The sequence below is a fragment of the Roseovarius carneus genome (genome assembly GCF_020141465.1).
Lineage (GTDB): Bacteria > Pseudomonadota > Alphaproteobacteria > Rhodobacterales > Rhodobacteraceae > Roseovarius > Roseovarius carneus.
The window spans coordinates 681,053-699,081 of record NZ_JAHSPD010000001.1 but is presented as its reverse complement, the minus strand read 5'-3'; the positions used below and the strand labels follow the sequence as shown (position 1 = coordinate 699,081).

The 18,029-nt window shown below is 61.8% G+C and carries 16 protein-coding genes; 7 read left to right on the top strand and 9 right to left on the bottom strand.

Going from position 1 to position 18,029, the window contains the following annotated elements; translation table 11 throughout:
- Window positions 1-93: 93 nt before the first annotated feature.
- The 3 genes from leuS to KUD11_RS03440 are packed head-to-tail and all read left to right on the top strand — an operon-like array spanning window position 94 to window position 4,499.
- Window positions 94-2,694 carry a leucine--tRNA ligase gene (gene leuS, locus KUD11_RS03450; RefSeq protein WP_109386580.1) on the top strand — a complete coding sequence of 867 codons (2,601 nt, stop codon included), beginning with the start codon at window positions 94-96 and terminating at the stop codon, window positions 2,692-2,694.
- A 27-nt stretch (window positions 2,695-2,721) separates the two neighbouring features.
- On the top strand, window positions 2,722-3,747 hold the full coding sequence (gene holA / locus KUD11_RS03445; protein ID WP_109386582.1) for a DNA polymerase III subunit delta: 1,026 nt from the start codon (window positions 2,722-2,724) through the stop codon (window positions 3,745-3,747).
- Window positions 3,744-4,499, top strand: coding sequence for a dienelactone hydrolase family protein (locus KUD11_RS03440; protein WP_109386584.1), 756 nt, complete (start codon window positions 3,744-3,746; stop codon window positions 4,497-4,499). The genes holA and KUD11_RS03440 overlap by 4 nt, the downstream gene beginning before the upstream one ends.
- Here the strand turns inward: KUD11_RS03440 and KUD11_RS03435 are convergent.
- Genes KUD11_RS03435 through KUD11_RS03425 form a run of 3 tightly spaced genes read right to left on the bottom strand, consistent with a single transcriptional unit; the run spans window position 4,490 to window position 7,471 of the window.
- Window positions 4,490-4,930 (bottom strand): GFA family protein, encoded by a 441-nt coding sequence (locus KUD11_RS03435; protein ID WP_109386586.1) that lies wholly within the window; start codon window positions 4,928-4,930, stop codon window positions 4,490-4,492. The genes KUD11_RS03440 and KUD11_RS03435 overlap by 10 nt on opposite strands.
- A 28-nt stretch (window positions 4,931-4,958) precedes the next feature.
- Entirely contained in the window at window positions 4,959-6,140 is a 1,182-nt protein-coding gene (locus tag KUD11_RS03430; protein WP_109386588.1) for a TIGR03862 family flavoprotein, read from the bottom strand.
- Window positions 6,137-7,471 (bottom strand): mechanosensitive ion channel family protein, encoded by a 1,335-nt coding sequence (locus tag KUD11_RS03425; RefSeq protein ID WP_109388277.1) that lies wholly within the window; start codon window positions 7,469-7,471, stop codon window positions 6,137-6,139. Before KUD11_RS03425 ends, KUD11_RS03430 begins: the two co-directional genes overlap by 4 nt.
- A 70-nt stretch (window positions 7,472-7,541) precedes the next feature.
- Here KUD11_RS03425 and KUD11_RS03420 point away from each other — a divergent pair, with 70 nt between their 5' ends.
- Window positions 7,542-7,841: an HNH endonuclease gene (locus KUD11_RS03420; RefSeq protein ID WP_109388279.1), complete on the top strand. Its 300-nt coding sequence runs from the start codon at window positions 7,542-7,544 to the stop codon at window positions 7,839-7,841.
- On the opposite strand, the gene hemE is transcribed toward KUD11_RS03420, so the two are convergent.
- The gene (gene hemE / locus KUD11_RS03415; protein WP_109386590.1) at window positions 7,838-8,872 is read right to left on the bottom strand and encodes a uroporphyrinogen decarboxylase; all 1,035 of its coding nucleotides are present in this window, start codon (window positions 8,870-8,872) and stop codon (window positions 7,838-7,840) included. The two genes, KUD11_RS03420 and hemE, sit on opposite strands and share 4 nt — an antisense overlap.
- A gap of 98 nt (window positions 8,873-8,970) precedes the next feature.
- On the opposite strand from hemE, the gene hemC reads away from it, so the two are divergent.
- Window positions 8,971-9,930: a hydroxymethylbilane synthase gene (hemC, locus tag KUD11_RS03410; RefSeq protein WP_109386592.1), complete on the top strand. Its 960-nt coding sequence runs from the start codon at window positions 8,971-8,973 to the stop codon at window positions 9,928-9,930.
- 45 nt (window positions 9,931-9,975) lie between these two features.
- On the opposite strand, the gene KUD11_RS03405 is transcribed toward hemC, so the two are convergent.
- From KUD11_RS03405 to KUD11_RS03395, 3 genes are read right to left on the bottom strand one after another with little or no spacing between them, the layout of a single operon-like run.
- Window positions 9,976-11,379 (bottom strand): FAD-binding oxidoreductase, encoded by a 1,404-nt coding sequence (locus KUD11_RS03405; RefSeq protein ID WP_109386594.1) that lies wholly within the window; start codon window positions 11,377-11,379, stop codon window positions 9,976-9,978.
- Between the two features lie 4 nt (window positions 11,380-11,383).
- The gene (locus KUD11_RS03400; protein ID WP_109386596.1) at window positions 11,384-11,620 is read right to left on the bottom strand and encodes an Lrp/AsnC ligand binding domain-containing protein; all 237 of its coding nucleotides are present in this window, start codon (window positions 11,618-11,620) and stop codon (window positions 11,384-11,386) included.
- Window positions 11,621-11,632: 12 nt separating this feature from the next.
- On the bottom strand, window positions 11,633-12,058 hold the full coding sequence (locus KUD11_RS03395; RefSeq protein WP_109386598.1) for a tellurite resistance TerB family protein: 426 nt from the start codon (window positions 12,056-12,058) through the stop codon (window positions 11,633-11,635).
- A gap of 121 nt (window positions 12,059-12,179) precedes the next feature.
- Here KUD11_RS03395 and KUD11_RS03390 point away from each other — a divergent pair, with 121 nt between their 5' ends.
- Window positions 12,180-13,763, top strand: coding sequence for a lysine--tRNA ligase (locus tag KUD11_RS03390; RefSeq protein ID WP_109386600.1), 1,584 nt, complete (start codon window positions 12,180-12,182; stop codon window positions 13,761-13,763).
- Window positions 13,764-13,823: 60 nt separating this feature from the next.
- Window positions 13,824-14,222 carry a c-type cytochrome gene (locus tag KUD11_RS03385; protein ID WP_109386602.1) on the top strand — a complete coding sequence of 133 codons (399 nt, stop codon included), beginning with the start codon at window positions 13,824-13,826 and terminating at the stop codon, window positions 14,220-14,222.
- On the opposite strand, the gene KUD11_RS03380 is transcribed toward KUD11_RS03385, so the two are convergent.
- Entirely contained in the window at window positions 14,219-16,639 is a 2,421-nt protein-coding gene (locus tag KUD11_RS03380) for a ligase-associated DNA damage response DEXH box helicase (RefSeq protein WP_109386604.1), read from the bottom strand. The two genes, KUD11_RS03385 and KUD11_RS03380, sit on opposite strands and share 4 nt — an antisense overlap.
- A 55-nt stretch (window positions 16,640-16,694) precedes the next feature.
- Window positions 16,695-18,008 (bottom strand): ATPase, encoded by a 1,314-nt coding sequence (locus KUD11_RS03375; protein ID WP_109386606.1) that lies wholly within the window; start codon window positions 18,006-18,008, stop codon window positions 16,695-16,697.
- Window positions 18,009-18,029: the final 21 nt, after the last annotated feature.

The following is an 18,029-nucleotide window of genomic DNA, read 5'->3' as shown; positions in this document are numbered from 1 at the left end:
AGGCATAGGTTTTTGCGCCCTTGCCACTGGACGCCCTGCGCCCTTGGGCCTATCACCAACGCCACGCATGTCTGACCGAAGAGGGCCGCCCCCATGTCGCGCTATTCCGCCGCCGAGATCGAAGCAAAATGGCAAAAAGCCTGGGACGCCGCCGGGGTTTTCCGCGCCGAGGCCGGGTCTGAGAAGCCCAAATACTATGTGCTGGAGATGTTCCCCTATCCGTCTGGGCGCATCCATATGGGCCATGTGCGCAACTACACCATGGGTGATGTGATCGCGCGCCACCGGATCGCGACCGGGCATAACGTGCTGCACCCGATGGGGTGGGACGCGTTCGGGATGCCCGCCGAGAATGCCGCAATGGCCAGCGGTGGCCACCCCAAGGACTGGACCTATCAAAACATCGCGGACATGCGCGATCAGATGAAGCCGCTTGGCCTCTCGATTGATTGGACCCGCGAATTTGCCACCTGTGATCCGGAGTATTACGGGCAGCAACAGGCGCTGTTTTTGGACATGCTGGAGGCGGGGCTGGTCTACCGCAAGAACGCGGTGGTGAACTGGGACCCGGTGGATATGACCGTTCTGGCCAATGAGCAGGTCGAGAACGGGCGCGGCTGGCGCTCGGGCGCGGAAGTGGAGCGGCGTGAGCTGACGCAGTGGTTCTTCGCGATCTCGTCCATGGCCGATGAGCTTTTGGGCGCTCTGGATGGGCTGGAGAATTGGCCGGCCAAGGTGCGGCTGATGCAGGAGAACTGGATCGGCAAATCGCGCGGTCTGCAATTTGCCTTTGGCCTCATTGACGGGCCTGCGGGCCATGACCGGGTGGAGGTCTATACCACGCGGCCCGACACTCTGATGGGCGCGAGCTTTCTGGGGATTGCGCCCGATCATCCGCTGGCCAAGCAGCTGGAGAAGGACAACCCTGCGCTTGCGGCCTTCAATGCCGAATGTCGCCGGGGCGGCACCACGGAAGAGGCGCTTGAGACGGCCGAGAAGATGGGCTTTGATAGCGGCCTGCGCGTGCGCCATCCGTTCGACACAAGCTGGGAACTGCCGGTCTATGTGGCCAATTTCATCTTGATGGATTACGGCACGGGCGCGATTTTCGGCTGCCCCGCGCATGACCAGCGTGACTTTGATTTCGCGCGGAAATACGATCTGCCAATTGTTGCGACCTATCTGCCTGCCGAGGACAGCGCGACCGACCTAGATGAGGCGTTCGCTCCACCCAAGACCGATAAAGTCTTCTACACCAAAGGCTTCGCAGGCGAGGCATGGCAGACGGGCCTTGAGGCGATCGACGCCGCCATCGCGTTCTGCGAGGATCAAGGCGTGGGCCAAGGCGTCACCAAATTCCGCCTGCGCGATTGGGGCCTGTCGCGCCAACGCTATTGGGGTTGCCCCATCCCTGTCGTGCATTGCGAGACCTGCGGCGTCGTGCCTGAGGCAAAGGAAAACCTGCCCATCCGTCTGCCCGATGACGTGACTTTCGATGTGCCGGGCAACCCGCTTGACCGCCACCCGACATGGCGCGACACGCCCTGCCCGAAATGCGGCGCGCCCGCCCGGCGCGAGACGGATACGATGGACACATTCGTGGACAGCTCATGGTATTTTGCCCGCTTCACCGCGCCCCATGCGGACACGCCTACGGATTTGGATGCGGCGTCCTACTGGATGAACGTGGATCAGTATATCGGCGGGGTGGAACACGCGATCCTGCACCTGCTTTATTCGCGCTTTTTCGCCCGTGCGATGCAGATCACTGGGCACCTGCCGCAAAAAGCCATCGAGCCGTTTGATGCGCTCTTCACCCAAGGCATGGTGACGCATGAGATTTATCAGACCGTAGAAGTTGTGGGAGAAAATGACCCCAACCCTAACCTCAGACCTGGAGTGAAATACACCAAGTATAGGCTCCCTGAAGAGGTTGATTTGCGTGATGGTAAGGCGTTCCTCAAAGAAGATGGTCGGGAAGTAGAAATCATCCCCTCCGCTAAAATGTCCAAATCCAAGAAGAATGTCGTCGATCCGATCAGCATCATTTCCGACTATGGCGCGGATACTGCCCGGTGGTTTGTCTTGTCGGACAGCCCGCCCGAGCGGGACGTGGAGTGGACGGCATCTGGCGCAGAGGCCGCGCATAAGCACCTCGCCCGCGTGCACCGCATTGTGTCCGAGATCGTGGCCTCAGCCGAGGACGCCTCACCAGAGGCCGATGAGGCGCTCTTGCGTGAGATGCACAAGACCATTCAGGCAGTCACGGCGGGGGTTGAGGCGTTTGGCTTCAACGCGGCCATTGCGCGGCTTTATGCCTTCACGGCGACCCTTGCGAAATCCACCGCTGGCGGCACCGCAAAGCGCGAGGCGGCCAGCGCGCTGGCGCAGCTCATGTCGCCCATGACGCCGCATCTGGCCGAGGAACTGTGGCACATGCTCGGCCATACTGGTCTCGCCGCCACCGCGCCGTGGCCTGAGGCTGATGAGGCCATGCTCGTCGATGCCATGATCACCTTGCCCGTGCAGATTAACGGCAAACGGCGGGCGGAGATCAACGTGCCTGCTGATATGCCCAAAGACGAGGTTGAAAAAACCGCCCTTGCGCTTGATGCTGTGATCCGTGCGCTGGATGGGGCGCAGCCCAAGAAAGTCATCGTCGTCCCCGGACGGATCGTGAATGTCGTTGTTTGATCACATAGCTCTTCGCAGGCTCGCGCAATGAAGCTTGGGCCCCGCGATGCGCCGGGCTATTTCGCCCGCCCCGAGGCGCAGCGCACGGGCCTGCTCATCTATGGTGCAGATGCCATGCGCATCGCACTGAAGCGGCAAGAGGTGATCGCCGCCCTGATCGGCCCGCAGGGCGAGGAGGAGATGCGCCTCGCACGGATGCCAGCGGGAGAGCTGCGCAAGGACCCCGCGCGCCTCGATGATGCGGTGAAGGCGCAAAGCTTTTTCCCCGGTCCGCGTGTGACTTTTGTCGAGGACGCGACAGAGGCGCTGGCCGCGCCCATCCTTGCCGCACTTGCCGATTGGCAGGAGGGCGATGCCCAGATTATCGTGACCGCAGGACAGCTCAAACCCACCTCCAAACTGCGCAAGGCGTTTGAGGCGCACAAAAACGCCTATGCGGTGGCCATCTATGACGACCCTCCCAGCCGGGCAGAGCTTGAGGCGATGCTCTCTGCCGCCGGTTTGCCCATGCCCGGCCATGATGCGATGCGCGATCTGACGGACCTTGCTCGTGCGCTTGATCCCGGCGATTTGCGCCAGACCGTTGAGAAGATTGCCCTTTACAAGCTGGGCGATGCCACGCCGCTCACTTCTGAGGAAATCGCACTCTGCGCGCCTGCGTCGGTTGAGGCGGATCTGGATGATGTCCTTCATATCGTGGCCGAGGCACGGTCGGGCGAGATTGGGCCGATCATGAAGCGATTGCGGGCTCAAGGCGTGCAGCCCGTGGCGCTTTGTATTGCGGCGACGCGCCATTTTCGCACGCTTTACACCGCCGCCGCCGATCCCGGTGGGGCGAGCCAAGGCATCTCGCGGATGCGCCCGCCTGTTTTTGGCCCGCGCCGCGACAGGATGATCCGGCAGGCATCGAGCTGGGGTGCGCCCAATCTGGAGATCGCCCTCAGCCTCTTGACCGAGACGGATCTGCAAATGCGCTCTGCCGCGCAGACCGCGCCACAGATGGCGGTGGTGGAGCGTGCGCTTATCCGGCTGGCCATGTTGGCGCGGCGATGAGGCGGATTGTGGCCCTTCTGTGCCTGCTCGCGGGCCCCGCCTCTGCCGAGACGGGCAGCGACCCGGTGGAGCTTGACCGGACCTATGAGGCGGCACTTGTCTATTTGCCCGGTGCCGAGGGGCCTGAGCAGGGGACGGTCGCCGATCTGTCCGCGCATCTTGTTGATGCGCCTGCGTTGGTGCTCTACATGCACGGATGCTCCGGCATCATCGAGATCGCCCACGCGGCGGGGCGGATGTATGCGCAGGCGGGCTATGTCTTTGTCGCGCCTGACAGTTTTGCGCGGGCCGAAAAGCCCGCAAGCTGCCGCCCCGAAGTGCCGGAAGGGGGCTTGCACCGCGCCGTTCTTGGCTGGCGGCAGGCCGAGGCGGGTCATGCGATTGCGCAACTTCGCAGGCTGACGGATGCGCCCATCGTGCTGGTGGGCCATAGCGAGGGGGCCATTACGGCGGCCACGTTCACCGGCGCGCCTCTGGCGGCGCGGGTGATTGAGGGCTGGACCTGCAACGCGGGCTGGCCGGAGTATATCGGGCTGAGCGCCCCTGAGGCGGAGCCGGTTCTGTCGCTCGTGGGCAAGCGCGATCCGTGGTTCCGCCTGCCTATCTTGCGCGGCGATTGCGGGGAGTTCATGGACGCGAATGATCGCTCGGTCGTGTTCAAAGCACCCGATCCGCTTTTTGATCAGCATTGGACGTCTGGCGACGCGGCGGTGCGGGCGCTCATTCTGGCATTTCTGCGCGATCAGCTTTGAGGCTTTGTCGCCTCTTCTTCCATCATGGCGAAAAACTCGGGGCCGGTGATCTTCTTGTGTTGCCCGTCAAGGGCGTATCCGGCGGGCTTTTCGTCGATGAAAAGCTCTTCATGCAGCATTGGGTCGCCCTCATCCAGCGTGCCTGCGCTGATGTAATAGGTGCCGTGCATCGGGCCGGTGGCGGTCAGCCGGAAATAAAGCGAGCTTCCGCAGGCGTTGCAAAACGCCCGCTCGCCCCAGTCTGATGATTTGTAGGTCTTGATCGTCTCGCCCGCAGTGATGGTCATCGCGTCTGCTGGAATTTCCACTGACAGCAAAACCCCACCCGACCATTTGCGACACTGCCCGCAATGGCACGCGCCCATATGTTTGGGCGTCTGGGAAAGGGTGAATGTCGCTGCGCCGCAAAGGCAAGAACCGGTGGTGGGCATTGGGGTGCGTCCTTTTGCTGAGGTGGCGTCAGTTTGGCACAGAGCCGTGCGGTTTGGCCATCGCGGCGTATTCCGCCGCAGCCCGCCCCGCCCAAAGCCCCGTGGCCATGCAGCCGGTGATGAGGTAACCGCCCGTGGGCGCCTCCCAATCAAGCATTTCTCCGGCGGCAAACGTGCCGGCGCGCGCGCGCAGCATGAGGCCAGCGTCCAGCGCGTCCCAGCGCAGGCCGCCCGCCGTGGAGATCGCGCCATCCATCGGCGCGGGGCCATCATGGTTGAGCGGGAGCGCCTTGATCAGCGGGGCCAGATCATCCGGCAGGGGCCGGGCAAGCTCCATCAAGAGCGCTTGTTTCACCGGTGCGAGACGCAAGGTCTTGCGAATATGCGTGCCGAGGCTTGCTTTGCCGCGCGGGCGGCTGAGGCGGGTGCGGATATCCTCCACGCTGAGGTCAGGCATCAGATCAAGGATCAGCGGCGCGCCGGTGCGAAGCGTCTTTGAGAGGGCGTAAATGCCGCCACCCTCAAGGCCATTTGCGGTGATCACGAACTCGCCGCGCCCGTGTGTATCGCCCGCCGCAAGGCCGATACCCTTGATCGGCGTGCCGAAATAGTGCTGCATGTGGTCTGACCACACCCGGCGTAGACCCATATTGGCGGGCTGAAACGGGGCGGTTTGGCCGGGCATATGCGCCGCCCACGCCCCGTCCGAGCCGAGCCGCGCCCAACTGGCCCCACCACAGGCCATAACGGCCACGTCAGGGGCAAGGCTCTGCGGCCCCTCGGGTGTCTCAAAGCACCACGCATCGCCGTCCCACCCGGTCCAGCGCCAGCGACGGCGCAGCGTCACGCCCAGCCCATCGAGCCGCGCCAGCCATGCGCGCAGAAGTGGCGAGGCTTTCATCGCCTTGGGGAACACGCGCCCGGTTGTGCCTGTGAAAAGTGGCTGACCCAACCCTTCGGCCCAGGCCTGTGCCTCTACCGGGCCAAAAGCCTCCAACATTGGCGCAATCTCAGGACACGCGTAGGCGGCGGTAAACGCCCCGAAATCCTCAGCCTTGGTGAGGTTCAGCCCGGACTTGCCCGCCATCAGAAATTTGCGCCCCGGCGACGGCATCGCCTCTGCCACCTCCACGCGGTGGCCCGCCTGTGCCAAGGCCTCAGCGGCCATCAGCCCAGCTGGCCCTGCGCCAATGATGAGTGCGTGGCTCATGTGTCTGGCACGCTGACCATGCTCTGGGGAAGCCCTTTGTGATGGAAAACCCGCTGCGGGAAGGGGATCTCGATATTATGCTCCTTGAGCGCATTCCAAATGAGAAAGAGCACGTCGGAGGTGTATTTGTTCTTTCCGTCATCCAGCCCGTTGACCCAAAACTCCACCGCAAATTCCACACCGCTATCGGCAAAGCCGCGCAGCTCGCAATCGGGGGGCTGGGGCGCGCCGAGCACGTCTGGATGTTTGGCAACGGCCGCCTCGATGATGCCGGGGACAAGGTTGATATCAGTATCGTAGCTGACGGAAAACGCGGCCTCGAAGCGGTTGGCGCTGCCCTGATCGGAGAAGTTCACGACGCGGGTGGTGATGAAATCCTCGTTTGGCACCACGATCCAGCGGCCATCGAAAGTCTCCAAGATCATCGCGCGGGCGGTCGTGCGCACGATCGTGCCCGCCTCGCCGCCATCAAGCTCCACATAATCGCCAACGGTCGCTTCACCCTCCAGCAGAAGGATCACACCGGAGATGAAATTCGCTGCAATTTTTTGCAGGCCAAAGCCAAGGCCCACACCAATAGCGCCACCCAAAACAGCCAGCGACGTGAGCGATATGCCCATGAAATTCATCAAGACGAGGAAGGCCGCGCCGAAAATGACAATCTCGGCAGCTTTGGTGGCAAGCTGCCGTGTGGCGGGGCGCATCTCTTCTTGTTTGGAGATGTAGGTGGTTGATTGATCGTTGGACCAGCGCCCGAGCCAGAAGATGATCCCGCCTGCGACCACGCCCTGAATGAGCCACAAAAGATCAAACGACATATTGCCAAGCGGCACGACCGTAGAGCGCAGCGCGGCTGTGACCGCCTCAAGCGCGCCCACGGTATAGAGCGCCGTCACCGGCATCAGCACGTAGCGGCCCAGAAGGCGCAGGAACGGCTCTTTGAGGATATCGCGGACCAGCACGCGCACCGCGAGGAACAAGAAAACCCGCTTGCCAAAAGCAATCACCTCGCCCGAGCCAAAGATCGAACGTGTCACGCTTTCGCCGATCCCGGTGAGGGCATAGGCGAGAAGGGGCAGGATCAGCGGCACGAAGATTAGCACAAAACGACGCGCTTGGGCGAGGACATGCTCTTGCTCCTCCGGCGGTGTCAGGAGGCGCGTCATCAAAGGGCGGAGTTTGCGGCTGATCAAAACTGCCAAAACATAGGCGGCGATGAGGATGGCGAATTGTGACCACGCCGCAGGGCTGAGCAGCCAGCCTTGCGCCAAGTCCCAGCCTTGGCGGGCATAGTACATCGCTTGCAGCACGATCTCAGGTGGGTTTTCCATGCGCATCTCTTGCCTTTTGGGGCTCTACATACATTCTCTTGCCCTTACCCATGCAAAGGATCAACCCGCCTTGGACGATGTGCCGCTCTGCCCGCTCTGCCTGCGGCCCATCCCTCGGGACGCCAAACAGAGCCTGCATCACCTGATCCCGAAGCTGAAAGGGGGCAAGGGCGGTCCTGTCGTTCTGCTGCATCAAATCTGCCACAACGAGATCCACGCGACCCTCACCGAGGCCGAACTGGCGCGCGACTTCAACACGCCCGAGGCGCTGCGCGGTCATCCAAGGCTGGAACGTTTTGCGCGCTGGGTCTCGAAGCGCCCGCCGGGGTTTCATAGCAAAACCCCCGGCAGGCTGCGCAAGAAGCGTTAAGCGCCGCGCACGGTGTCGATCATCAGTTGGACATTCGCAGGGTCTGCGTCAGGTGTGATGCCGTGGCCAAGATTGAAGATATGCGGCCCGCCCTTGAGCGCGTCCACAATCCGCCGCGTCTCGGAGACAAGCGCATCACCACCCGTGACCATATGCGAGGATTTGAGATTGCCCTGCACACAGCCATCTGTCTGTACGTTTTGTGCGGCCCATTCGGCGGTGACGGAATCGTCGATTGCCACGCAATCGGCGCCCGTTGCCTTGGCAAAGCCGATATAGTTCTCGCCCGCCTCACGCGGGAAGGCGATGATCGGCGTGTCGGGGTGGCGCGCCTTGAGGGCTGCGATGATCTCCTTGGTGGGCGCCAGCGCGTATTTGTCGAAATCCGCCCCTTTGAGCGAGCCTGCCCAGCTGTCGAAAATCTTGACCACCTCGGCACCTGCGTCGATCTGATGCGACAGGTATTCGATCGTCGCTTCGGTGATCCGCGCCATCAGCGCGTCAAACACCTCAGGATGCGTGGCTTTGAGGGCGTGGGCGGGGGCCTGATCCGGTGTGCCTTTGCCAGCAATCATGTAGGTCGCGACGGTCCAGGGCGCGCCGGCAAAGCCAATCAGCGTCGTCTCGGGGGGCAGCGCGCTGCGCAGGTTGCGCACGGTCTGGTAGATCGGGTTCAGCGTCTCGTGAATATCGTCCTTGCCGCCCAGCTTGGCGAAATCCGCCTCGCCCGTGATGGTCGAGAGGCGCGGCCCCTCGCCGGTCACGAACCACAGATCGGCACCCAGCGCCTGTGGGACCAGCAAAATGTCGGCAAAGAGAATGGCGGCGTCAAAGCCATAGCGGCGAATCGGCTGAAGCGTCACCTCGGTGGCCAGATCGCTATTGTAGCAAAGCGACAGAAAATCTCCGGCCTCGGCGCGGGTGGCTTTATACTCGGGCAAATAACGTCCGGCCTGCCGCATCATCCAGATCGGTGGCGTGGGCATTGTTTCACCGGCCAATGCACGCAGGATAGTCTTCGTCTCAGCCATTCGTGGTCCTCCTCGGGCGTTTTGCTCGCCCGTATGGGCATGTAATCCCAAGTATACCGCGCTTGCGCGTATGTGAAGACAGCCTTACACATTCGGCCATGAAAATGACCATGCCATCCCCTTCGGCCCCGATGAAACTGGGCACGCGCGGTTCCCCGCTGGCGCTTGCTCAAGCCTATGAAACCCGCCGTCGGCTCAGCGCCGCGTTCGACCTGCCGGAAGAGGCGTTTGAGATTGTTGTGATCAAGACCACCGGCGATGACCGGGCTCTGATCGCCACCGATACGCCGCTCAAAGAGCTGGGCGGAAAGGGGCTTTTCACCCGCGAGATTGAGCAGGCCATGCTCGACGGGGATATCGACATCGCGATCCATTCGATGAAAGACATGCCGGTGCTGCAACCCGAAGGGCTGATGCTGGACACCTATCTGCCGCGTGAAGACGTGCGCGATGCGTTTGTGTCGCCCATGGCCAAGAGCCTTGCGGATTTGCCCGAAGGCGCCAAGGTCGGCAGTTCATCTTTGCGCCGCCGCGCGCAGGTGATGGTGAATTTCCCACATCTCGACGTGGTGGAGTTTCGTGGCAATGTGCAGACCCGGCTGAAAAAGCTTGATGAGGGTGTGGCTGCCTGCACCTTCCTCGCCATGGCGGGTCTCAAGCGGTTGGGCCGCCCCGAAGTGGCCACAGCCGCGATGGATGTGACAGACATGCTGCCCGCCGTCGCCCAAGGGGCGATCGGGATTGAGCGGCGCGCGGATGATATGCGCGCGGCCCATATGCTGGAGGCGATCCACGACACGCAAACGGGTCAGCGCCTTGCGGCAGAACGCGCCTTTCTCGAAGCGCTCGACGGCTCCTGTGAGACGCCTATCGCGGGCCTCGCAGAACTGGATGGTGGCACGCTGCGTTTGCGCGGCGAAGTCCTCCGCCCCGATGGGTCGGAGAGCCTCAAGGACGACCGCAGCGCGCCGATTGAGGATGGGGCCGAGCTTGGCCGTGCCATGGCAGCCGATTTGCTACAAAAGGCCGGGCCGGGCTTCTTTGACTGGCGCACCTGAGGCGCTGGTTTGAAGGCACTGATCTGAAGGCACTGGCCTGAGCGGTCAGTCCGGAAGCACCTTGCCGGGGTTCAAAATCCCATTGGGATCGAGCGCTGCTTTGATGGCACGCATCGCGGCCAGCGCGCCGGGGTCCTTGTAGCGCGCCATGCTGCTGCGTTTCTCCAGCCCGATGCCATGCTCGGCCGAGAAGCTACCGCCAAGGGCGATGACAGCCTCTTCCACCGCGCGGTAAATCCGGTCATGCACGCTGGCGTCGTGGGTGCTGGGCCAGCAGGCAAAGTGCAGGTTTCCATCGCCCAGATGCGCCACCGAAATATCCACCGCGCCGGGGTCATGCTCGGCCAGCAGAGCGCTGATACGGGCCAGAAGCGCGCCCATCTGGTGAAGCGGCACCGCCACATCATTATGCACGATAGGGTCCCGGATCAGGGTCACATCCGACAAATCCTCGCGCCGTGTCCAGATGTCGCGCCGCTGCGCCTCTGTTTGCGCGATCAGAGCGTCATGGACGGCTCCGGCCTCCAGAAAATCGGCCAGTATTGCCTCCAGCACACCGCCAAGCGCCATGCCGCCATCCGCGCCGGGTGCAGCGTCGCGCGGGGCGGCGCTGCCAAGCTCCACGAGGATGTTCACTGGGTAGGTGCGATCAAACGCGGGCCGCGCGTCGGGGGCAAAGCGCGCATGCGCCTCCATATAGGTGCCGGGCATATACTCAAACGCCTCAACCGCGCCACCCGTGGCCTCTTGCAGCGCGTGTAGCAGGCGCAGCGCATCCTCGATGCTCTGCATCCCCACCATCGCCGTGGCATGGGCCAAAGGGCGCGGGAAGAGCTTCAGCACCGCTTTGGTGATCACACCCAACGTACCTTCCGCGCCGATCATCAGGTGTTTGAGATTGTAGCCCGAATTGTCCTTGTGCAGCGCGCTCATCAGGTTCGCCACCTCGCCGGTGGGCAGCACAACCTCCAGCCCCAGACACAGATCGCGCGTATTGCCATAACGCAGCACATTGGAGCCACCTGCATTGGTGCTGAGCGCGCCGCCGATCCGCGCCGATTCGCGCGCGCCAAAAAAGAGCGGAAAGATCAGCCCCTCGGCCTCCGCCGCCTCATGGATATGGCTGAGGATCGCGCCTGCCTCGACCACGGCGATACGGCCCTCGGGGCTCACGTCCAGCACCTTGTTCATCCGCTCCAGAGACAGCACCCAAGCGCCACCCGCCGCCGTGGCTTGCGTGAGGCCGGTATTCCCGCCCATCGGCACGACGGCCACCCCGATCTGGTTGGCTGTGCGCAGGATGGCTGAGACTTCACCCGTGTTTTGGGGGCGTAGCACGGCCATGGGAGCGCCTTGATCTACCCCGGCCCAATCAAGCCCATAGCGCGCCGCATCCGCGCCTTCCAACACTCCCGCAGGGCCCATGAGGTGGCGTAGATCATCCAGCATATGCTCAGAACGCCTTGAAGGTCAGAGTGGTTTCGGTCCGTTCGATATGTGTGATATCGAGCAGATTGTCGTTGATGAATTTGCCCACATCCGCATCTTCCGGGATGTAGAGCTTTAGCAGCAGATCGAAGGGCCCGGAGGTGGAGTAGAGCTCGGAATGGACCTCGCGCAGCACGATCTGTTCGGCCACCTTGTAGGAGGTGCCGGGCTTGCAGCGGATGTTGATGAAAACGCAACGCATGAGGGGGGTCTCCTAAAGGGTCATGTGGCGCGCGCGGGCACCGCGCTCGATCGCGGCGGCGTGCAGGCGGTCAATCTCAAGTTCATAGCGAATCTCCTCCAAAAGGCGCAGCTCCGTCTCTTGGATCGAGCCATCGGCGGCGGCCACGTCGCAGGCCAGCGCATAGGCCGTTTCGTGGAGCCGCTCGGGCAGGTTGTCGCGCACGAGGCCGAAAAGCGCATCAAGCCCGTCCTCGACCGAGAAAAGATCAAACACCACCTGCGCCACGGTGTTGATCCGGTCCGCATCATATGCGCCAAAGATAGGCAGGTTGTTCACGGCCGTCTCGATCTTCACAAGCTCTGCCGTCTGGATTTTCTCATCCGAGGCAGAGACCGCGATCATCACCGCAACAAGGCAGTCTTGCTCGCTGAGTGAATGGGGGGGCGTCTGGGTCATTTTGGTGGGTCCTTCCCGCCTTGGGTGCATGTCGCAGATTATTGACTGCGCCGCCCCTCGGCAATAGGTAGCGGCAGAGCTTTGCCGCCCTTTGCGCCAAGGTAAATCAGGAGAGCCCCCAATGTCCGATCTGCGCGACGCCGCGATGACTTCCAAAGCTTGGCCTTTCGAAGAAGCGCGCCGGGTTCTCAAACGCTACGAAAAGACACCACCCGAGAAGGGTTATGTGCTTTTCGAGACGGGATACGGGCCGTCCGGCCTGCCGCATATCGGCACGTTTGGCGAGGTGTTGCGCACCACGATGGTGCAGCGCGCCTTTGAGGTGATCAGCGATATTCCAACCAAGCTGATCTGCTTTTCCGACGATCTCGACGGGATGCGCAAAGTGCCGGGCAATGTGCCCCAGCAGGAGATGTTGGCCGAGCATATGCACAGGCCTTTGACATCCGTGCCCGACCCGTTCGGCACGCATGAAAGCTTCGGCCACCACAATAATGCCATGCTGCGGCGGTTTCTGGACGCGTTTGGCTTTGAGTATGAGTTCTACTCGGCCAAGGAGTTCTATGCCTCTGGTCAGTTTGACGAGATTCTGCGCCGGGCCTGTGAACGCTATGACGAAGTGATGAAGGTTATGTTAAAATCGCTGCGGGACGAGCGGCAGCAGACCTATTCCATCTTTCTGCCGATCCATCCCAAAACGGGCCGTGTTCTTTATGTGCCGATGAAAAATGTGGATGGCGTCAATCATACGGTAACCTTTGATGACGAAGATGGCCGTGAGTGGACGTTGCCTGTGACGGGCGGCAATGTGAAGCTGCAATGGAAGCCGGATTTCGGCGCGCGCTGGGCCGCGCTGGATGTTGATTTTGAGATGTATGGCAAGGAGCACGCGACGAATACTGCGATCTATGACCGGATTTGCGAGATCCTTGGCGGGCGCAAGCCTGAGCATTTCAGCTATGAGCTTTTCCTTGATGAGAATGGCCAGAAAATCTCCAAATCTTCGGGCAACGGGATCAGCATTGACGAGTGGTTGACCTATGCCTCGACCGAGAGCCTGAGCTATTTCATGTATCTCAAGCCGAAGACGGCCAAGCGGATGCATTTTGATGTGATCCCCAAAGCGGTGGACGAATATCACCAGCAATTGCGCGCCTATGTGGGGCAGGATGCGGCGCAGCGGGCCAATAACCCGGTCTGGCATATCCATGGCGGGGACGTGCCAGAGAGCCATATGGTCGTGCCGTTCTCTATGTTGCTCAACCTCGCGTCGGTCGCGGGGGCCGAGGACAAGACACATTTGTGGGGCTTTATCCAGCGTTATGCTCCTGACGCGTCGCCGGAGACGCATCCCGATCTGGATCAGGCGGCTGGGTTTGCCGTGGCCTATTACAATGATTTCGTGAAGCCCGCAAAAACCTACCGCCCCCCGACCGAGCAAGAGCGCGAGGCTTTGATCGCCCTGCGCGATGCATTGGCGACGCATGACGGACCGCGAGACGACGAGACGCTTCAGGGCATTGTCTATGCCGAGGGGCGCGACCGTTTTGACCCGCTCAAAGGGTGGTTCAAGGCACTTTACGAGGTTCTGTTGGGTGCGTCCCAAGGGCCGCGCTTCGGCGGGTTTATTGCGCTTTACGGGGTTGAAGAGACGATCCGGTTGATTGATGACGCGCTGGCGGGCAAGCTGACCTCAGGCAGTTGAGCCAGATCAAGGCAGGTGAGTGATAGCCGCGCCATTCTGGGCGAAAATCGGAGGTGCGAGATGAAGATTTATGTCCCCTTGGCCATTGTGGCTGCAATCGCGGCTTGTGCGCAGGTCGACATGCCGGCCCCGTCCGAGGGGCGTGTGCTCTACCTTGAGAATTGTGCGCAATGCCATGGCCCGTCGGGCAAGGGTGATGGTCCGTGGTCTAAAGGCATGTCGCCTGCGCCGAGCGATCTGACCACACTCGGCATGGGCAGCGCGTTTCCTACCACCCGCGTGCTGAGCACGATCGACGGCTATCACCGCGCAGCACTGCCGGGTCAGGAAATGCCGGAATTCGGGCTTTTGCTTACGGGCGAGATGGTCCCGGTGGATACGGGCGACGGGGTGATGACGCCCACGCCGCGTCCTTTGGCGGCGCTTGTCGCGTATTTGCAGAGCATCCAAGAAGGCTAGGGTGCGAGGCCAGCCGCGGTCATGAGGCGCGCGGTTTCTTCCGCCAAAAGGCGCTCTTCGGCTGCACCTTTGACGGGAGTGCGGCCAGCCTCAAGAAACAACGGCGCGGCGAGAGGTGTCACGCGCGGCAGACGACGCAAGGTGATACGGCCATCAATGCGTGCAATCATTTCCTCAATCCGGCCGAAATCAACAAGGCCGCGCATCGCCTCCTGACGGGTGATTTTCAAGAGCAGATGGTCGGGGTCGTATTTCACCAGCGTGTCGTAGAGAATATCCGAGGACATCGTCGCCTGCCTCCCCGACTTGCGGGCCTGAGGCGTCGCGCGGTTGAGCAGCATCGCCACATGGGCCGAGGCGCGGAAGGTGCGTTTCATCACCGTATTTCCGGTGAGCCAACTGTCGAGACCATTCTGCAAAGCATTGATATCAAATAGATCCGTGGCATCGTTGAGGGGCTCCAAACCCCAGATGAGGGTGGCGTAATCGGTGGAGACAAAGCCCAGCGGGTCCAGCCCCATCTCCTCCATCCGCTTGGTCACCAGAAGGCCCAAGGTTTGTTGCGCGTTGCGTCCCGCGAAACCGTAGATGCAGGTATGTTCGCGCTCGTCATGCGGGAAACTTTCGATCAGCAGATGGCCAGCGCGCGGCATTTCGGAGACCTTGCGCTGAAGGGCGAGCCAGTCGCGGATATGTGCGGGCAGCTCGGGCCAATCGGGCTGCGACAATAGCCGCAGGATGCGCTGGCTCAGCTGTGTGGAGGTGGCGAATTTTGTGCCGCCAAACGTGGCGATCTTGGGCTTTTTGCTTGGCTCGCGGCTCACCTCAAGCGTCAGGTCGCGCATGGATTCGTAGCGCACGACCTGCCCCCCGATCAGGAACGTATCACCGGGGGTGAGGGTGGCTGCAAAGGCCTCATCCACCTCGCCCAGAGGCTTGCCGCCGCGATTGCGCTTAAGCCGAACTTTGAGCGTGTCGCTATCCTGAATCGTGCCAACATTCATCCGGATAAGCTGTGTCGCGCGGGGGTCTCGCAACTGCCAGAGGCCGTCACGCAGATGTAGTCGCTGCCATTTGTCATAGGCCCGAAGCGCGTAGCCTCCGGTGGCGCAAAACTCAAGACAGGCGTCGAAATCGGCGCGGGTGAGGGCGGTGTAGGCGCCTGATGTGATCACCTCCGCGTAGAGGTGATCCGCGTCAAACGGTCCGGCGCATGCGCGGATCAGGATATGCTGGCACAGCACATCCAAAGGTCCCGGTCCGCGCGGATCACCGTCCAGATCATGGGCCGCGGCCGCCTCAAGGGCTGCGCGGCATTCGACCCCCTCAAACCGGTTGGCGGGCACCAGAAGCGCCTTGGAAGGCGCGTTGTAACGGTGGTTCGCGCGGCCAATCCGTTGCACGAGGCGCTTGACGTTTTTGGGTGCGCCGACCTGAATGACAAGATCGACATCGCCCCAGTCAATGCCCAGATCAAGGCTTCCCGTGCAGACGATTGCGCGCAATTCCCCACGCTGCATAGCGCCTTCGACCCGCACCCGCTGCTCGCGATCAAGGCTTCCGTGGTGGATGCCGATGGCGAGGGTGTCATCATTCGCCAGCCACAGGTTGCGAAAGAAAATCTCGGCCTGCGCGCGGGTGTTGTGGAAAATGAGCGTGGTGTTGTGCTTTTTCACCTCCTCCAGCACGGCGGGAATGGCATAGGCCGCACCGCCACCGGCCCAAGGGGGCGGTTCGTTGATTTCGAGCATGGAGATATCCGGCGCGGGTCCGGGATCGGCCTGAAGGATCGCGCAAGGGTCGGGGTGGCTGGCTAGAAGATGCGCGATGGCGGCGGGGTCTTCGACTGTGGCCGAAAGGCCCACACGACGCAGGCCGGGACAAAGGGTCTGCAACCGTGTGAGCGCCAGCATCAACTGATCGCCGCGCTTGCTGTCGGCGAGGGCGTGTATTTCGTCAATCACAACGCGCTGAAGCCCCGCAAAAATACGCGGTGCATCCTCGTATGAGGTCAGCAGGGCGAGGCTTTCGGGTGTGGTCAGCAAGATATGGGGCGGGTCCGCGCGCTGGCGGCGCTTTTTGGTGTAGGATGTGTCGCCAGTGCGATCCTCAATGCGGATGGGCAGGCCCATTTCCTCTACCGGAGCGGTGAGGTTGCGCTTGATATCTGTGGCCAGCGCCTTGAGCGGAGAGATGTAGAGCGTGTGCATGCCAGCGTGACCGCCGCTGGCCAACTCGGCCAAGGTAGGCAGGAATCCGGCCAGCGTTTTGCCCCCGCCCGTGGGGGCGATGAGCAAAAGCGCGGGGTCGCGCGCACGCGCCACCATCTCGCGTTGATGCGGGTGGATGGACCAGCCACGCGCGGCGAACCAAGCGTCGAAACTCGCGGGCAGTTGTGGGGAGGGGAGGGGCGTCATCCCCTCCCATATAGAGCGCGCGGCCTCAAGTTGCGCGCAAAAAAGACCGCCCTTGTCAGTTCACGATATCGGAGTCCTCGACGAACATGTTGGCCCAAGCGCGGTCGATCAGATCGGGCGTCATCTGGTAGGGAATGCCCTCGAATTCACAGATCGAAATGATCTGATCAATCAGGAAGACCGGCTGATAGTTGGCGTAGACATTGTTGATCTCGGCGTATTTCTTTTTGAGCAGATGCACGAGGGACGGCTCATCCAGCGGAATCTGCTTTTTGCGTGCGACCATGGCGAAGATTTTGAGGAAATCCGCCTGGCTTGGCCCATCAATTTTGATCTTGTAGAAAATCCGGCGCAGGGCGGCCTGATCGAAGATCTTGTTTGGGTGAAAGTTGGTCGAGAAGATCGCGAGCGTATCGAAGGGCACTTCGAATTTTTCGCCCGATTGCAGCGCGAGGATGTCTTTGCTTTCTTCCAGCGGGACGATCCAGCGGTTCACGAGGTTTTGCGGCGGCTCCGCTTGACGGCCCAGATCGTCGACGATGAAAATCCCGCCGGTCGATTTGAGCTGAAGCGAAGCCTGATAGGTGCGCGCCGTCGGGTTGTAGACGAGGTCGAGCATGTCGAGCGTCAGCTCGCCCCCGGTGATCACGGTGGGCCGTTCGCAGCGCACATAGCGCGAATCGAACGTGCGGCGGCGGCGCAGGGAATTGGGATCATCCGCCTCGGCCTCGGCTTTGGAATGAACGATGGGATCATAGACGGTGATCACCTGACCTGCGTACTCAATTGCCATGGGCACGTAAATCTTATCGCCCATCGCGTCCCGGATGCCGTTGGAAATGCTGGATTTACCATTGCCGGGTGGGCCATACATCAAGATTGATCGGCCCGCGCTCACAGCGGGGCCAAGCTGATCCAGCAATGTGGGGGGCAGCACGAGATGGCCCATCGCGCCGGTTAGTTGATCGCGGCTGATCTGGATGTTGCGGATCGACTGGCGCTTGACCTGTTCGGCATAGACGGCCAGCGGGACCGGCATGGGGCCGAAATATTCTGACTGCGCTAGCGCATCGAGTGCGCGTGCCTTGCCCGCATCGGTCAGCTGGTATCCTATTTCGGAGCCGGAGGTCGCGCTCATCGTGCCGGTCGCTTCCAGCAGGCGCTGCTCACGGGCCATGTCCACAAGCTCTTGTGTCACGGTGCGGGGCAGGCAGATTGCCACAGCAATCTCGCTCACCAGATCGACGTTCTTGCGGAAAATCGTTTTGAGAAGGATGTCGCGCATCATCACGACGGGCAGACGCATCTCTTCGAGCCGCACGGGCGGCGGCGGGGGCTGGACGGCGCTGTGCGTCACTTGCATGTTCATTGGTCTGCTCTGCCTCAAACT

Bases quoted from the DNA above. Each gene is read 5' to 3' on its own strand.
- leuS (WP_109386580.1), top strand. From the start codon at position 94: ATGTCGCGCTATTCCGCCGCCGAGATCGAAGCAAAATGGCAAAAAGCC.
- holA (WP_109386582.1), top strand. From the start codon at position 2,722: ATGAAGCTTGGGCCCCGCGATGCGCCGGGCTATTTCGCCCGCCCCGAG.
- KUD11_RS03440 (WP_109386584.1), top strand. From the start codon at position 3,744: ATGAGGCGGATTGTGGCCCTTCTGTGCCTGCTCGCGGGCCCCGCCTCT.
- KUD11_RS03435 (WP_109386586.1), bottom strand. From the start codon at position 4,930: ATGCCCACCACCGGTTCTTGCCTTTGCGGCGCAGCGACATTCACCCTT.
- KUD11_RS03430 (WP_109386588.1), bottom strand. From the start codon at position 6,140: ATGAGCCACGCACTCATCATTGGCGCAGGGCCAGCTGGGCTGATGGCC.
- KUD11_RS03425 (WP_109388277.1), bottom strand. From the start codon at position 7,471: ATGGAAAACCCACCTGAGATCGTGCTGCAAGCGATGTACTATGCCCGC.
- hemE (WP_109386590.1), bottom strand. From the start codon at position 8,872: ATGGCTGAGACGAAGACTATCCTGCGTGCATTGGCCGGTGAAACAATG.
- hemC (WP_109386592.1), top strand. From the start codon at position 8,971: ATGAAAATGACCATGCCATCCCCTTCGGCCCCGATGAAACTGGGCACG.
- KUD11_RS03405 (WP_109386594.1), bottom strand. From the start codon at position 11,379: ATGCTGGATGATCTACGCCACCTCATGGGCCCTGCGGGAGTGTTGGAA.
- KUD11_RS03400 (WP_109386596.1), bottom strand. From the start codon at position 11,620: ATGCGTTGCGTTTTCATCAACATCCGCTGCAAGCCCGGCACCTCCTAC.
- KUD11_RS03395 (WP_109386598.1), bottom strand. From the start codon at position 12,058: ATGACCCAGACGCCCCCCCATTCACTCAGCGAGCAAGACTGCCTTGTT.
- KUD11_RS03390 (WP_109386600.1), top strand. From the start codon at position 12,180: ATGTCCGATCTGCGCGACGCCGCGATGACTTCCAAAGCTTGGCCTTTC.
- KUD11_RS03385 (WP_109386602.1), top strand. From the start codon at position 13,824: ATGAAGATTTATGTCCCCTTGGCCATTGTGGCTGCAATCGCGGCTTGT.
- KUD11_RS03380 (WP_109386604.1), bottom strand. From the start codon at position 16,639: ATGACGCCCCTCCCCTCCCCACAACTGCCCGCGAGTTTCGACGCTTGG.
- KUD11_RS03375 (WP_109386606.1), bottom strand. From the start codon at position 18,008: ATGAACATGCAAGTGACGCACAGCGCCGTCCAGCCCCCGCCGCCGCCC.